The sequence below is a fragment of the Sulfitobacter sp. genome, from assembly GCF_041552635.1.
GTDB lineage: Bacteria > Pseudomonadota > Alphaproteobacteria > Rhodobacterales > Rhodobacteraceae > Sulfitobacter.
On the sequence record NZ_JBFEKM010000119.1, the window covers coordinates 1 to 13,284 of the forward strand.

A 13,284-nucleotide genomic window follows, 5' to 3' on the forward strand; every position below is an offset into this window, starting at 1 on the left:
CGGCTTCGCCATTGTTCACGGCTGCGATGGTTTCGTCATAGGTTGCGAATTCCAGCAATGTCGCACCGGATTCGGCAACATATCCAGCTTGGATTGTGCTGGTTTGTGCAGCAACAATGCCACCTTTCAGATCGGCGTCAGCAGATTTAGCTGCATATGCAGATGCGGCCGGCGGGAAGTAGTTCTGCGTGAAATCAATGACTTCTTCGCGCTCGTCGGTGATGCTCATCCCGGCTATGATCGTGTCATAGTTACCCGATGTCAGGTTGGGGATGATGCTGTCCCATTCGTTTGTGACCCATTCGCAGGTCAGCTCGGCGCGGGCGCACAGCTCGTCGCCGACTTCGCGTTCAAACCCGTCAACTTCGCCAGCATCATTCAGGAAGTTATAGGGGGGGTAGGCCCCTTCGGTACCCATACGGATGGTTTTGCCGTGGGCATCTGCCATCGCAAAACCGGTGCTCAGCGCAAGAGCGGCGGTCGCAAGTAGTAGTTTTTTCATTTTTGAAGTCTCCCAACTTTCTTTTTTACGACGCGTGACCCGGTGATAGGAATCCACGCAAACGTTCTGATTTGGGTGCGCCGAACAGCTGTTCAGGTGCCCCTTGTTCTTCGATCAGGCCTTGATGCAGGAACACGACATGGTCTGACACATCGGCGGCCAAATTCATGTCATGGGTCACAATCATCATGGTGCGGCCTTCGGTGGCCAGATCCTTGATCACTTTGATCACTTCTTGTTCCAGCTCGGGGTCCAGCGCCGAGGTGGGTTCGTCAAACAGCAAGGCTTCGGGTTCCATGCACAAGGCGCGCGCGATGGCGGCGCGCTGTTGTTGACCGCCGGACAGCTGCGCCGGATAGACGTCACATTTATCGCCGATGCCAACCTTGTCCAGATAGGCGCGGGCCGATTTTTCGACCTCGGCGCGATCACGTCGCAGGACGGTTACAGGGGCCTCCATCACGTTTTGAAGGATGGTCATATGAGCCCAAAGATTAAATTGTTGAAACACCATCGACAGGTTGGTGCGGATGCGCAGAACCTGTTTTGCATCGGCGGGGCGGCGGTTGTGGCCGCTGCCTTTCCATGACACCGCTTCTCCGTTGAACAGCAATTCACCTTTTTGGCTGTCCTCAAGCAGGTTGCAACAGCGCAAAAGTGTTGATTTTCCTGATCCTGACGACCCGATCAGCGAAATGACATGGCCACGCGGTGCGTTCAGCGACACGCCCTTGAGAACCTCCAAAGCGCCATAGGCTTTGTGCAGGTTCCGGATTTCAATTACAGGTGTGTTGTCAGTCACAGGGCCGCCTTGTTGAGAATATACCGTACCTTAAGATGATTAACGTATCAATTTGCAATGCAAATTCTGATTTCGTCCGGTTTTGCCCTGCTTTACCTTTCGTAAACCGTCAAAGGTGGCGACTAATTAACCTTGGCCTTCAATCCGTTTGCGCGCCATCGCGCTATCGGTATCGGTCACCCCCAGTAGATTCGCGACCAGCCGCAGCAGTGCATTTTCTTCGTCTGCGCGCGTGCCATCGGCCAAAACGACGTCCCATAGCGCTTCGATCACACCCAGACGCGCTTCGTAGGGCACCGCGTCTTTTATGGCGCGGGTAAAGCGCACGGTGTCGGGGGCCTGGGTCTCAAGCTCTTCGGCGTCGGCGCGCAGGGTCTGGGCGGCCTGCACAGCCAAGCCATAGCGTTTGGCGGTAATCTGGTCGATACGCGTCTTCTCGGCGGGGGCATAGTCATTGTCAGACTTGGCAATACGCACCAAAAGAGCAGTCAGCGCCAGACGCGCGTCGGCGTCAGGCAATTGGGCGGGCTCGGGCTGGATCAGCCGTATGAGGAAATCTGCGAACATGTGGGTGGATATAGTGCGGCTGTCGAAAAAGGCCAAGCTTACAATGTCTTGAGCGCGTTTTCCCGCGCTGCGGCCATATCTTCGTCGGACAGGCCAAGTGCCGTTTCAATCGCAAGAAGCTGAATTTCCTTGCGTTCCCCGCGGTCACCATCGGCCAGCGCCACGGACCACATCGCATCGCCCAACGCTTTGCGGTCTGCATAATCGACCTCTTGGCGCAAAAGTCTCGCAAATTCGGGCGTGCCGGGCGCATGGCGTTCGAGCGCCTCGCAGGTTGCGCGCAGCTTTGCGGCTTCGATCGGTTTCAGGTCAAAGGTGCGGGCCAATATCCGGTCGATCTGCCCGACTTCTTCGGCCCGATAGGTAAGATCGGCCAAGGCCACACGCACCAGCAACGCACCCAAAGCCAATTGTGGCGTGGGCTGTGGCAAGGGCTTGGGATCGGGTTTTCGGCGGGGAAACAACAGGCTAAACATAAAAACAATACATCCTTTTTAACTCACTAGCCTAACAAACGGCCGCCTTGGGCTGTTCCCAATATCGTGAAACTCATACAGATTGATGCATAAAACACGCGGTTTTCAGGGCTCATAGCCTTCGATGATCACCAGCGTTCCGTCCGACACTGTGGCACGAATGTCTTTAGCAGCCTGATAGCCATCGCTCTCATAGCAAGCCACCGCATCCGCAAGGCTGGGAAATTCAATCACGACAATCCGGGGCCGCGAGGTGCCTTCGCGTACATCAGGCGTAGCCCCACGTACCAGAAATTTTGCGCCGAAATCCGCAAAAGGTTTCGCATTGGCGGCACGGTATTTGTCATAGACAGCGGCATCATGCACATCGACATTTGCGATCCAGTAACCTTTGGGCATCGGCATTTCCTTATTTGGGCAGCGATCTGAATTTAGCGGCGAGTTTAGCGGCTTCTTCTTTCAATCCAAAGGGCGGATTTATCACGAACAGGCCGGACCCGATCATGCCGTGGCCTGGCCGTGCGGGGGCAAAAGCAACCTCGTGACGCAGGGCATCGGGGTGCGCGCCCATCAAGGCGCTAAGCATCGGCTGATGTAGTTTCGAGGTCAGGATCGGATACCACAGCGCAATGATTCCGACGTTCCACGCCTTGGCAAGCTTGCCAATGTGACGGGGGATGTCGACGTAATCGGTCTTGATCTCGAAGCTCGGGTCAATCAGCATCAAACCGCGCCGCGGGGTGGGGGGCGTCAGGGCAAAAGCCATCTCGAACCCGTCACGGTAATGACATTTGACGGGGTAGGGCGACATGGCCAGATCAAGTGCTGCAAATTCACCGGGGTGCAGTTCTGCCAAATGGAGGCTGTCTGTCTCGCGCAGCAGCTTGGCCGCAAGGAGCGGAGATCCGGGGTAGGCGTCTGCGCCATGTTCGCGCGTAATTGCGTCTAAGACCTTGCCGTAGGGATGGTCCGCGCCAAACCATTTGCGCGCACGACCGATGCCTTGCAGGGCCTCGCCGGTTTTGAGCGCTGGCGTGTCCGACAGGTCATAAATTGCCCGTCCGGCGTGGGTCTCAAGATAGCTGAGCGGCTTGTCCTTGCGCGTCAGATAGGCCAACATCCACGACAGAAGGCTATGCTTGTGCACGTCAGCCAGATTTCCCGCATGGTAAATATGTTGATAGCTCAGCATGTTAGGATCGCCTTTTTTGGGTTAGACGAGCCGGGACATTTCCTTGGCCGCGCGGACAAAATCTCTGAACAAGGGGTGCGGATCAAAGGGCTTGGATTTTAGCTCGGGGTGGAACTGCACGCCAATGAACCACGGGTGATCGGACCATTCGATGATCTCGGGCAGTTTGCCATCGGGGGACATGCCTGAAAAGGTAAGCCCTGATTTCTCAAGCTGCTCGCGGTACGCGGTGTCGACCTCGTAGCGGTGGCGATGGCGTTCATCAATTGCCGTCGTGCCATAGATTTTCGCGACGTGGCTGCCCTCTTTCAAGGTGGCGTCATAGGCACCGAGCCGCATGGTGCCGCCCTTGTCGTCGTCAAGTTTGCGTTCAACCTTGTGATTGCCCTGCACCCATTCCTTGAGGTGGTAAACCACGGGTTCGAAACGTTTCTTGCCGCTGGATTCGTGGTCAAATTCTTCTGATCCGGCAGTGGCCAGGCCGGCCACATTGCGGGCCGCTTCGATGACGGCCATTTGCATGCCCAGACAGATGCCAAGGTAGGGGACCTTGTGTTCACGCGCGTATTGCGCGGCTTTGATCTTGCCTTCGGTGCCGCGTTCGCCAAAACCGCCGGGCACAAGGATTGCGTGAAAACCTTCCAGATGGGGCCCTACGTCATCGGATTTGTCAAAGACTTCGGCATCGACCCACTCGACCTTGACCTTGACGCGATTGGCCATGCCGCCATGGGTCAAAGCTTCGGCGATAGATTTATACGCGTCTTCAAGCTGGGTGTACTTGCCAACGATCGCGACGCGGACCTCGCCTTCGGGGTTGTGAACGCGGTCGGACACGTCGCGCCAAACGGTCAGATCGGGTTTGGGCGCAGGCGAGATTTGGAAGGCATCCAAAACGGCCTGATCCAGCCCCTGGGCGTGATAGGCCAAAGGCGCATCATAGATGGTTGCGAGGTCATAGGCTGCGACGACGGCTTCTTTTCGGACGTTACAGAAAAGCGCAATCTTTTCGCGTTCCTTTTCAGGAATCGGATGTTCGGACCGGCAAACAAGAATATCAGGCGCGATGCCGATGCTTTGCAGTTCCTTGACCGAATGCTGCGTCGGCTTGGTTTTCAACTCGCCGCTGGCTGCAAGATAGGGCAGCAAGGTGAGATGCATGAAAATGCACTGACCGCGCGGCTTGTCATGGCTGAACTGCCGGATGGCTTCGAAAAAGGGCAACCCTTCGATATCGCCGACCGTACCGCCGATCTCGCAAAGCATAAAATCGACTTCATCTTCGCCAATAGCGAGGAAGTCTTTGATTTCATTGGTAACGTGCGGGATTACCTGAATGGTTTTGCCCAAATAGTCTCCACGGCGTTCTTTTTCGAGAACGGTGGAATATACGCGGCCGGAACTGATCGAATCCGTCTTGCGCGCGGCGACGCCGGTAAAGCGTTCATAATGGCCTAAATCCAGATCGGTTTCCGCGCCGTCATCGGTAACGAAGACTTCACCGTGTTCGAACGGGGACATCGTGCCGGGATCAACGTTCAGGTAGGGGTCGAGTTTACGCAGCCTCACAGAAAATCCGCGCGCTTGAAGCAAGGCTCCCAAGGCTGCAGAAGCAAGACCTTTGCCAAGGCTTGAAACCACACCGCCGGTGATAAAGATATAGCGTGCCATGTGATAGGGCCCCCGTGAAATTCAAATTTGATGTGGCAAAAGCCAGCCAAATGAGCTGCAGAAAGCCGCAGCACCACGGGACTAAAGGCTAGCAGGATTCGGATGTCAAAAGCAAGGCCAAGCCGCAACATCCTGTTGCGTAACTTGGCCTAGCCTCAAGTTGTTGTAGAGGCAGAATTAATCAGCGGTGGGAACCTGTGGCGTGTTGTCCGTCGGCGACGGCGGCAACAGGCTGTCCGCTTCGGGCAGTGCAGGCGCTTGGTTCAATGCGGGTGGTGTCGCACCAAGCCGGTCAATAACTGAAGACCCGGCAGATTTTTCGGCCGCAATAATTGTCAGGGTAATAGATGTGACGATGAACATCGCGGCCAACACCCAAGTAATCTTGCCCATTGCTGTTGCTGCAGCGCGGCCAGAGACAGCCCCGCCGCCACCGCCGCCCATACCAAGGCCGCCCCCTTCGGACCGTTGCAGCAATACGACTGCAATAAGGCCAAGGGCTAAAATGAGATGGACGATCAGGACAACGTTTTCCATGCATACCTACGGTTCTGGGCTTTTGACTTTGGGGGTATCTAGGCAAGTTTGCCCTCGGGGGCAAGGGAGGATTGGGCATGGTGTCGGCGTTTGCTATAAGATGGCGACGGCGCGCTTGGACTTCGCCAAGACGCCCCGCCCGCCATCCCTTGGGATTACGTTAGTCTTCGACGTCATCCATGTCTGTCTGACCCGTGACGGCGCGGCGAAATATGCTCCAGCTTAGGCCGACGCCCAAGACAAAGCTTAGGGCAAAGAGGGCCAGCCATGTATTGAAGTGAGAGTCGTCTAGTTTTATGATTTCCAGATCATATAAAACCCAAACACTGGCCACCACGATCGCAAGTACAAGTACGATCCCCAATCCGCCGATGGAACGCAGTGTCGCTCGCAGATAGACGATGTACCCGATCAAGAGCAAAAGCCCAAAGAACACAGTGATGGACAGGTTCAAATGACCGTAGTCCTGTATCCATTTTAAGTAATTATAGTCGGTCGGATTGAACGTAGCCGCCAACAGGAAAAATGCGCATAGCCAACGTATGATAAATCCCATGTGGTTTCTTCTCTGGTTCTTAAATATCCTCGCCGAAGGCATAAAAGTATATTGCGGGCAGTCAAGAGTTTCGCCTTCGGCGAGGATATTTAAGAGCCAGAGAAGCATTGGCTCTATTTTCCAGTTTCGGTTCCGGTCTGACGCGGCTATACCGACGCGGGTTTGCACCGTTAAAGGAATATCATCATGGCCAATGTTGTTGTCGTAGGCGCTCAGTGGGGCGACGAGGGAAAAGGCAAGATTGTCGACTGGCTCAGCGAGCGCGCAGATGTCATCGCGCGTTTTCAAGGTGGGCACAACGCAGGCCACACGCTGGTCATCGACGGAACTGTGTTCAAACTGAGCCTTTTGCCGTCGGGGATTGTACGCGGTGGTAAATTGTCGGTGATCGGCAATGGGGTGGTGCTCGACCCGTGGCATTTGGTGAAGGAGATTGCCTTGCTGCGCGGGCAGGGGGTGACGATCACGCCTGAGACGCTGATGATTGCAGAGAATACGCCGCTTATCCTGCCGATCCATGGAGAGTTGGACCGCGCACGCGAAGAGCAGACAAGCGTTGCTAAGATCGGGACGACTGGTCGCGGTATTGGTCCAGCTTATGAAGATAAAGTCGGCCGTCGATCTGTTCGGGTCGCGGATTTGGCGGATGACGCAACTTTGGAGCTTCGCGTAGACCGTGCTTTGGTGCACCATGATGCGCTGCGCCGTGGTCTTGGCCTTGAGCCGGTCGACCGGGATGCACTGCTGGCGGCATTGCGCGAGATCGCACCAAGTGTGCTGGAGTATGCGGCACCTGTCTGGAAGGTGCTCAACGAGAAGCGCAAAGCAGGCAAGCGAATCTTGTTTGAGGGCGCGCAAGGTGCGCTGCTTGATATTGATTTTGGTACTTATCCTTTTGTCACATCATCCAATGTCATCGCAGGTCAAGCGGCGACAGGCACGGGGATCGGTCCGGGATCGATCGATTTCGTTCTGGGGATTGTTAAGGCCTATACCACCCGCGTTGGTGAGGGGCCTTTCCCTGCCGAGTTGAATGATGCCGACGGTGAGCGCTTGGGGGTACGGGGCCACGAATTCGGGACCGTAACGGGTCGCAAACGGCGGTGTGGCTGGTTTGACGCGGTGCTCGTACGACAGACCTGCGCGACCTCTGGCGTGAACGGCATCGCGTTCACCAAGTTGGATGTGCTTGACGGGTTTGAGACGCTCAAGATTTGTGTCGGCTATGAACTGGACGGTCAGGCGCTGGAATATTTGCCAACGGCTGCGGATCAGCAGGCCCGCTGCACGCCGGTTTATGAGGAGTTGCCGGGGTGGAGCGAATCGACTGAAGGGGCGCGTAGTTGGGCAGATCTGCCTGCAAATGCGATCAAATATGTGCGACGGGTCGAAGAACTGATCGGCTGTCCGGTGGCCTTGCTGTCAACGTCGCCAGAGCGCGAAGACACGATCTTGGTCACCGACCCTTTTGCAGACTGATCGTTTGACAAATTGCGATTCAGGGCCATCTGCCCTGATGTGAAAGATGAACAAGGATCTGACGAAATGGCACTATCTTACAAAGCGCGGCGCAGATGGTCACTGGTTCTCTTGCTGGTAGGTTTGCCGGTTTATATCGTTGCGGCTGTTGTATTGATTGCGTTGTTTGACAGACCTTCGGTGCTTGTCGAACTGGCGATTTACGTTGGCTTGGGAATCGTTTGGGCGATACCATTCAAATTTTTGTTCAAGGGCATCGGCCAAGCAGACCCCGACGACCAGAACTAAGTGCAAAAAAAAGGCCCCTGGTTAAGGGGCCTTTTTAATTTTATCCGGCGGCGCGGGCGTCAGGTTGATATCCGATGTCCTCGGACGCCTTGAAGCGACCACCATTCAGTTTGTGGATTTTTCCGGTACGCAGAAGCTGGCCAAAAGACCGCAGTCCGTCTTCGCGGCTGAAGTCTTCCTGCTCGACCTGCCGGACTGTATTCATCAGCTGAGGTCTTGAGAACTGATCCAGTCCTTCCACGAAGGACATGTAAGCCGCTGCCGCTTCGAGAAGCTCTGGCAGTTTGACTGCCCCCATTTCAGCAGCAAATTCTGCAAATCCTCCGTCTATGGGGGGCACTGCAACCGGAATGGGAGCCTGTGCAACCCGGCGCGGGCGAACGGGGGCAGCTTGTGCAGGCGCATCTGCGTCGATGCGCTGTGCGGGGACCAATTTCAATGGTGCCGGAGCGCCCTCCGAAGGGCGTTCCCGGCGGGCTGTTCCGCTAACCGGGCGGCGTGGTTTTACCACCTCGGCCAGATCATTCCGATAGACATCGTCATCGTCTTTTTCGTCCGGGGCACCCAGTGCAACATCTGCCTTCTTCGCAGCAACTGCAGCGCGCAGATGGCTGATAGCGCTACGACGTGTTGTGCTCTCAGGATCATCCATCTGGTTGTCTGTCTCTGCGAGCAAACGGTTCATATCCGAGCCTTGATCCGCCTCAAGCGACGGTAGCTTGCGGCGCAATGAGGGTGCGGCAGCCTTTGGTGTCTCGTCCTCGGCACTATCATTCAGTGCCGCCTCGACTTCGGCCAACTCGCGGGCCAGTTCATCTTCTTCTTCTTCCGTGAGAGAAGAAACGTCATGGCCTGTACGCTCGGGTGTTTGTGATGCGTCTGAAGCTTCCACGTTTGCAACTACATCATTTTCCAAACCGTCGGTTGCATCTGATGAGCCATCTTTCGCGGCATCTTCAGCGGAATATTCTTCCAGATCGCCCTTTGCGATCGCGAGGTCCAAATCGCTGCGCTTGACTTTGATCACCCGGCCGCGCGGTGCGGCAGATACCTGTTCAGCGGTCTTGTCTTCGAACATGTTATCAGGTGTTTGATCGTCATCAGCAATGCCGTCATCCTCTGCAGCGATGCTGGGTTCGGATGCTTCTTCCTCTTGCGTATCGGCATCCAGGCGGCCGAGCAAAGCGGTGATGTCGTCTTCATCATCCTCAACGCTTGCTGCTGTGGCATCGTCCTGACCTAGTGCATCTTCGATGTCTTGTACTGCGTCCGCCACGATGGCTGCCTTATCGCCAGATTGGGGCATTCCATCAGTTTCTACCGATGCCGCGCTTTCCTCTGCGTGTTCGTCTTCGGTATAGTCAGGCGCGACGGCATCGGCATCCTGACGGGACACAACTGACCGAATGCGCTGAAGCTTTGCCGCAATGCTGTCCCGCTTTGGCTCTAAAACCACATCTGGGGCATCCGCTTCGTCCATGACCTCCTCAACGGCGGCGTCGGCAGTGGGGCTTTCAGCGAAAAACGCTTCGGCTTCGCTGTCTGGCTGGCCCGCAGTAAGATCACGTTCGGTCAAAGTGATTTTGCCTGTTGGCGGCGTCAAATCAATTTTGGCTTCCTTGGGTGGCTGCACCACGTCTTCGTCTTGCGCTTCGAGGGCTTTAGCGCTTTCGGCTTCTTTTAACTCGGCCTCTGGTTTTAACACTGGCTCTGGCGCTGCGGCGATATCCGGCTGCACTTGCTCCGGCGTTTGAGCCTTTGGCGCTTGAACCTCTGGCACGGCCTCTTGCGCACCCGGTTCGAGCCCCTTGAGAGCGTTCATACGATAGGCATCGTAATACTGTGAAATCTCATTGGGCCGGCGCGGTGCAAAGGATGTCGAAACCACCGAAGCCCCTGCGGACGCCACAGACGTGATCTGAGGGCTGGCCATTGGCGGCGCGGTCTTTTCCTCCACGGCGCTCAGGACGATCTTGCCATCCTGTTCGCGGGCCTCAACTCGCCGCGAAATCTCGCGTTGGGCGATGTGGGCAAGCATTTCAGCGTCCGGCTGGGGCGGTTCGGCACCAAAATACCGATCTTCGGATGCGAGATCGCGAAAATACTCGGCAATCGCCTTCATTGTGCCGAATGAGTCGTCGAAGCCTTCTAACGTACACGAGAACGTGCCGTATGAGACCGTCAGAATTTTATTATTATTCATCATCGGATGGTCGTCCTCTGCCGTTTTGCAGCTTACTGTTTACCATGGCCTTCAAGTCTAAAGGCGCTCGAATCTGTGCCGTGCAGCGTATCATTTAATGTCATCTTTGTGTCTGGTTTCCAAAAATGCTAAAAACATCAGTAAACAAAAGTATTGTTTTCAATTCCGGGCCAGTCACCCTTGTCGGTGGTGGTCAGGCTAGCACCGAAGACCTTTCAGAGGCCTTAAAGATCGCGCCTATGTGCGTCGCAGCAGACGGCGGTGCCGCGCTGGCCCTTGCCGCCCAAGTGCCGATCGAAGCGCTGATCGGTGATTTTGATTCAGTAACAGCAGCAAGTCTATCGCAGATCCCCCCGGACCGGCAATTCAAGGTAAGTGAACAAGAAACCACCGATTTTGACAAGGCATTATGCTTGATAGATGCACCTTTGGTCATTGGTGTCGGTTTCTTGGGGGGGCGGATCGACCATCAACTGGCGGCATTCAGCACTTTGGTAAGATTTGCCCACAGGCCTTGCGTGCTGCTGGGGGCAGAGCAGATTGTGCTGGTCGCGCCCCCTGAAATGGCCTTGGCGACCCAAGCAGGAGAGATCGTTTCGATCTATCCGATGGCCCCCGTGCACGGCAGCAGTACCGGGCTTGAGTGGCCAATTGACGGGCTGCGGCTGGACCCGACCGGGCGTATCGGCACTTCAAATCTGGCAAGGGGCCCTGCGACGCTGAGCATGGATAGCCCGAATGCCCTGCTGATCCTACCCAGACGGCTTATTCTGCCGGTTGTGCAATCGTTGCTGCGCTCTGACGCCGTTGGATGGCCCCTTCGCGCAGAATGACAAACAAACCGGCGACGATGGTAATGCCGATGCCTAAACTGGCCAGAAAGTTGGGAAGATCGCCAAAAATCAACAAACCCAACACCGTGGCGAAAGGAATTTCGAGATACTGCATCGGTGCCAATGTGGCCGAGGGCGCATAGCGTAAAGACCAGGTCATCAGCAGATGCGCGACGGTGCCCAACAAACCGATCGACAGCAACAAGAACCACTGCATGTTGTCAGGGGCAATTACATCCAGCGCCGCGATGCCGGAGCGGGGTCCGAACCACAGTAGGGGTACCATCAGCACGACCGCCATGAAACCGCTGACAGCTTGCAGGCTGATCGGGTCCGTTTGTTTGGCGATTTTGCGGGTAACCAGCATGAAGACCGAAAAATTTGCAGCGACAAAAACAGGCAAAAGTGCTGGCCAGCCGACTTGAGTAAAGCTTGGTTGAATCACCATCAATGTGCCCAGAAACCCGACCAGACATGCCAAAAGACGCTTGCTGCCGACCTCTTCTGAAAGAACGTATTTGCCTAGAACCAGCATGAAAAAAGGCATGACGAATACGATTGCGATGGCATCGGCGAGGGGCAGGTATGTCAGCGCTGTAAACATCGCGGCGATACCGATGATATGAAGAATGGTGCGCAAAAAGGTCAAAAATAGTGTTGTTCGGTCCATCCGCCAAGGTCTGCGCCCGGCCCAGACCAAGGGCAGCAGTAAAACCAATTGAACGCCAAACCGGATAAAGACAACTTCGGCCAAAGGGACAGACGCGCCCAGCAGCTTTGCGACGGCGTCGCCGATCGGGGCGATGATACAAAATCCGAGCATCAAAGCGATGCCAATCAGGGGTTTATCTGCGTGCATCTGATCGGATCCTGAAAAAGTATGACAACCTTTAATTGCATTAATTCAGAATACTCACCTAATGGCAAAGTATTTCTTGAGTTTGTCCCGCGTCATTCAAGAGGCGTGCGTGGTTATGCTGCAGGGCGTACCAACCGTACGCAGTTCCGGCCACGGCTTTTCGCGGCGTATAGCGCCTGATCTGCCTGATCTATCAGCTGCGCTGCCTTGTCGTCTTGCGCAGGCAGCGGGAGAGCTAGGCTATCTGACATGCACACGCCGATACTGATCGTAATGGTCAAAGCCGTGTTGCTTGCGGGAATCACAAAGGGCGTATCGCGGAAGGTCTTGCACAAGCGTTCGGCCACTTGCGTTGCCTCAAGCGCTGTTGTGCCGGGGACGACAAGCAGGAATTCCTCTCCTCCGATCCGGGCAGCCATGTCGATCGGCCGCAACTGTGATCGCAACCGTTGCGCGGTTTCAACAAGAACGGAATCACCCGCAGCATGGCCAAAGGCATCGTTGATCCGTTTGAAGTGGTCCATATCTGCCAGCATCACGGCGAAATGAGGCCCGGATCTTCCGGCACTCTCGATCAGCCGGGCAAGTTCCGAAAACGCGTAGCGCCGGTTGTATAGGCCGGTGAGGGGATCATAGATCGCTGCGCGAAGGCCCTTGTTTACACAGTGGCGCAGCCTTTCGGCTTTGCGCTTGCGGTTGAGGATGCTGGCCAGCCGCAGCCCCAACTCCTCAAGATCGAAGCCGTTGAGCATCAGGTCATCGGCCCCCAGATCAAGGGCGTTTGCCCCGACTTCTGCATTGGGAACCGTCTGAAGTACCAAAATCCCGCTATGGCGCGTGCCAGCATTTGCCCGGATCGACGAAATCAGATGCAGCTGTTCCATCGCAGCCTTTTGATCGTCCGTCAGAACCAGCACAAAGACATCCGGCAGCACATCCCCCTTCAGGCATTGCAATGCGTCGCGCAGGGTTGAGTTTGTAACCTTGTCGCGCAGGGCAAGGCGTAATTGGGTGGCCCAGATGTGGTTCATGCCCCTGTCATCGCTGACCACCTGGATATGACCCGGACCAGCAAAGCTGCCGTGCTGTTCAGCCATACCAAAAGTGCGGCTGGCCGCGTCGCGCATATGCCATTCATCATCTGAATGATGCTCGCGGATCAGACTGCGAACCCGGCTTAGCAAAAGTGGATCAGGCACCGGTTTCACCAATACATCCTGTGCCCCATTCGAGAGCATCATCTTGCGCGCGTTTAGATCGTCGCTTTCGCCGATGGCAAGGATCGGGATGCGCGCTGTCTGTTCTTGCTTTGACAGACC

The 13,284-nt window shown here is 55.8% G+C and carries 15 protein-coding genes; 3 read left to right on the top strand and 12 right to left on the bottom strand.

Annotated elements, in window-relative coordinates:
* The 9 genes from ABYT07_RS14030 to ABYT07_RS14070 all read right to left on the bottom strand — a co-directional run.
* A partial coding sequence (locus ABYT07_RS14030) for a transporter substrate-binding domain-containing protein (RefSeq protein WP_372992608.1) occupies positions 1–502 on the bottom strand: 502 nt, incomplete at its 3' end.
* Between the two features lie 25 nt (positions 503–527).
* Positions 528–1,304 (bottom strand): ABC transporter ATP-binding protein, encoded by a 777-nt coding sequence (locus tag ABYT07_RS14035; RefSeq protein WP_372992610.1) that lies wholly within the window; start codon positions 1,302–1,304, stop codon positions 528–530.
* A gap of 126 nt (positions 1,305–1,430) precedes the next feature.
* Positions 1,431–1,871 carry a TerB family tellurite resistance protein gene (locus ABYT07_RS14040; protein ID WP_372992637.1) on the bottom strand — a complete coding sequence of 147 codons (441 nt, stop codon included), beginning with the start codon at positions 1,869–1,871 and terminating at the stop codon, positions 1,431–1,433.
* Positions 1,872–1,909: 38 nt separating this feature from the next.
* Positions 1,910–2,347: a TerB family tellurite resistance protein gene (locus ABYT07_RS14045; protein ID WP_372992612.1), complete on the bottom strand. Its 438-nt coding sequence runs from the start codon at positions 2,345–2,347 to the stop codon at positions 1,910–1,912.
* Between the two features lie 105 nt (positions 2,348–2,452).
* On the bottom strand, positions 2,453–2,746 hold the full coding sequence (locus ABYT07_RS14050; protein WP_372992615.1) for a DUF1330 domain-containing protein: 294 nt from the start codon (positions 2,744–2,746) through the stop codon (positions 2,453–2,455).
* Positions 2,747–2,756: 10 nt separating this feature from the next.
* Positions 2,757–3,539 carry a 23S rRNA (adenine(2030)-N(6))-methyltransferase RlmJ gene (gene rlmJ / locus ABYT07_RS14055; protein WP_372992617.1) on the bottom strand — a complete coding sequence of 261 codons (783 nt, stop codon included), beginning with the start codon at positions 3,537–3,539 and terminating at the stop codon, positions 2,757–2,759.
* A gap of 21 nt (positions 3,540–3,560) precedes the next feature.
* Entirely contained in the window at positions 3,561–5,210 is a 1,650-nt protein-coding gene (locus ABYT07_RS14060; RefSeq protein WP_372992619.1) for a CTP synthase, read from the bottom strand.
* A 177-nt stretch (positions 5,211–5,387) separates the two neighbouring features.
* A complete protein-coding gene (gene secG / locus ABYT07_RS14065) occupies positions 5,388–5,747 on the bottom strand; it encodes a preprotein translocase subunit SecG (protein WP_372992622.1) in 360 nt (119 codons plus the stop codon).
* Positions 5,748–5,907: 160 nt separating this feature from the next.
* The gene (locus tag ABYT07_RS14070; RefSeq protein ID WP_372992624.1) at positions 5,908–6,303 is read right to left on the bottom strand and encodes a DUF6524 family protein; all 396 of its coding nucleotides are present in this window, start codon (positions 6,301–6,303) and stop codon (positions 5,908–5,910) included.
* Positions 6,304–6,489: 186 nt separating this feature from the next.
* On the opposite strand from ABYT07_RS14070, the gene ABYT07_RS14075 reads away from it, so the two are divergent.
* The gene (locus tag ABYT07_RS14075) at positions 6,490–7,782 is read left to right on the top strand and encodes an adenylosuccinate synthase (RefSeq protein ID WP_372992626.1); all 1,293 of its coding nucleotides are present in this window, start codon (positions 6,490–6,492) and stop codon (positions 7,780–7,782) included.
* A gap of 66 nt (positions 7,783–7,848) precedes the next feature.
* Positions 7,849–8,070: a DUF2842 domain-containing protein gene (locus ABYT07_RS14080; RefSeq protein WP_372992627.1), complete on the top strand. Its 222-nt coding sequence runs from the start codon at positions 7,849–7,851 to the stop codon at positions 8,068–8,070.
* A 40-nt stretch (positions 8,071–8,110) separates the two neighbouring features.
* On the opposite strand, the gene ABYT07_RS14085 is transcribed toward ABYT07_RS14080, so the two are convergent.
* Positions 8,111–10,276, bottom strand: coding sequence for a hypothetical protein (locus ABYT07_RS14085; RefSeq protein WP_372992629.1), 2,166 nt, complete (start codon positions 10,274–10,276; stop codon positions 8,111–8,113).
* Positions 10,277–10,512: 236 nt separating this feature from the next.
* On the opposite strand from ABYT07_RS14085, the gene ABYT07_RS14090 reads away from it, so the two are divergent.
* A complete protein-coding gene (locus ABYT07_RS14090; protein WP_372992631.1) occupies positions 10,513–11,106 on the top strand; it encodes a thiamine pyrophosphokinase in 594 nt (197 codons plus the stop codon).
* Here the strand turns inward: ABYT07_RS14090 and ABYT07_RS14095 are convergent.
* The gene (locus ABYT07_RS14095) at positions 11,039–11,965 is read right to left on the bottom strand and encodes a DMT family transporter (RefSeq protein ID WP_372992633.1); all 927 of its coding nucleotides are present in this window, start codon (positions 11,963–11,965) and stop codon (positions 11,039–11,041) included. The two genes, ABYT07_RS14090 and ABYT07_RS14095, sit on opposite strands and share 68 nt — an antisense overlap.
* A 113-nt stretch (positions 11,966–12,078) precedes the next feature.
* The coding region (locus ABYT07_RS14100) for a diguanylate cyclase domain-containing protein (RefSeq protein ID WP_372992635.1) at positions 12,079–13,284 on the bottom strand (1,206 nt) is incomplete at its 5' end.

What these genes read in the sequence shown, in the direction of transcription:
- ABYT07_RS14075 (WP_372992626.1), top strand. Translation starts at nt 6,490, where the DNA reads ATGGCCAATGTTGTTGTCGTAGGCGCTCAGTGGGGCGACGAGGGAAAA.
- ABYT07_RS14050 (WP_372992615.1), bottom strand. Translation starts at nt 2,746, where the DNA reads ATGCCCAAAGGTTACTGGATCGCAAATGTCGATGTGCATGATGCCGCT.
- ABYT07_RS14080 (WP_372992627.1), top strand. Translation starts at nt 7,849, where the DNA reads ATGGCACTATCTTACAAAGCGCGGCGCAGATGGTCACTGGTTCTCTTG.
- ABYT07_RS14085 (WP_372992629.1), bottom strand. Translation starts at nt 10,276, where the DNA reads ATGATGAATAATAATAAAATTCTGACGGTCTCATACGGCACGTTCTCG.
- ABYT07_RS14060 (WP_372992619.1), bottom strand. Translation starts at nt 5,210, where the DNA reads ATGGCACGCTATATCTTTATCACCGGCGGTGTGGTTTCAAGCCTTGGC.
- ABYT07_RS14040 (WP_372992637.1), bottom strand. Translation starts at nt 1,871, where the DNA reads ATGTTCGCAGATTTCCTCATACGGCTGATCCAGCCCGAGCCCGCCCAA.
- ABYT07_RS14090 (WP_372992631.1), top strand. Translation starts at nt 10,513, where the DNA reads ATGTGCGTCGCAGCAGACGGCGGTGCCGCGCTGGCCCTTGCCGCCCAA.
- ABYT07_RS14095 (WP_372992633.1), bottom strand. Translation starts at nt 11,965, where the DNA reads ATGCACGCAGATAAACCCCTGATTGGCATCGCTTTGATGCTCGGATTT.
- ABYT07_RS14070 (WP_372992624.1), bottom strand. Translation starts at nt 6,303, where the DNA reads ATGGGATTTATCATACGTTGGCTATGCGCATTTTTCCTGTTGGCGGCT.
- ABYT07_RS14045 (WP_372992612.1), bottom strand. Translation starts at nt 2,347, where the DNA reads ATGTTTAGCCTGTTGTTTCCCCGCCGAAAACCCGATCCCAAGCCCTTG.
- rlmJ (WP_372992617.1), bottom strand. Translation starts at nt 3,539, where the DNA reads ATGCTGAGCTATCAACATATTTACCATGCGGGAAATCTGGCTGACGTG.
- secG (WP_372992622.1), bottom strand. Translation starts at nt 5,747, where the DNA reads ATGGAAAACGTTGTCCTGATCGTCCATCTCATTTTAGCCCTTGGCCTT.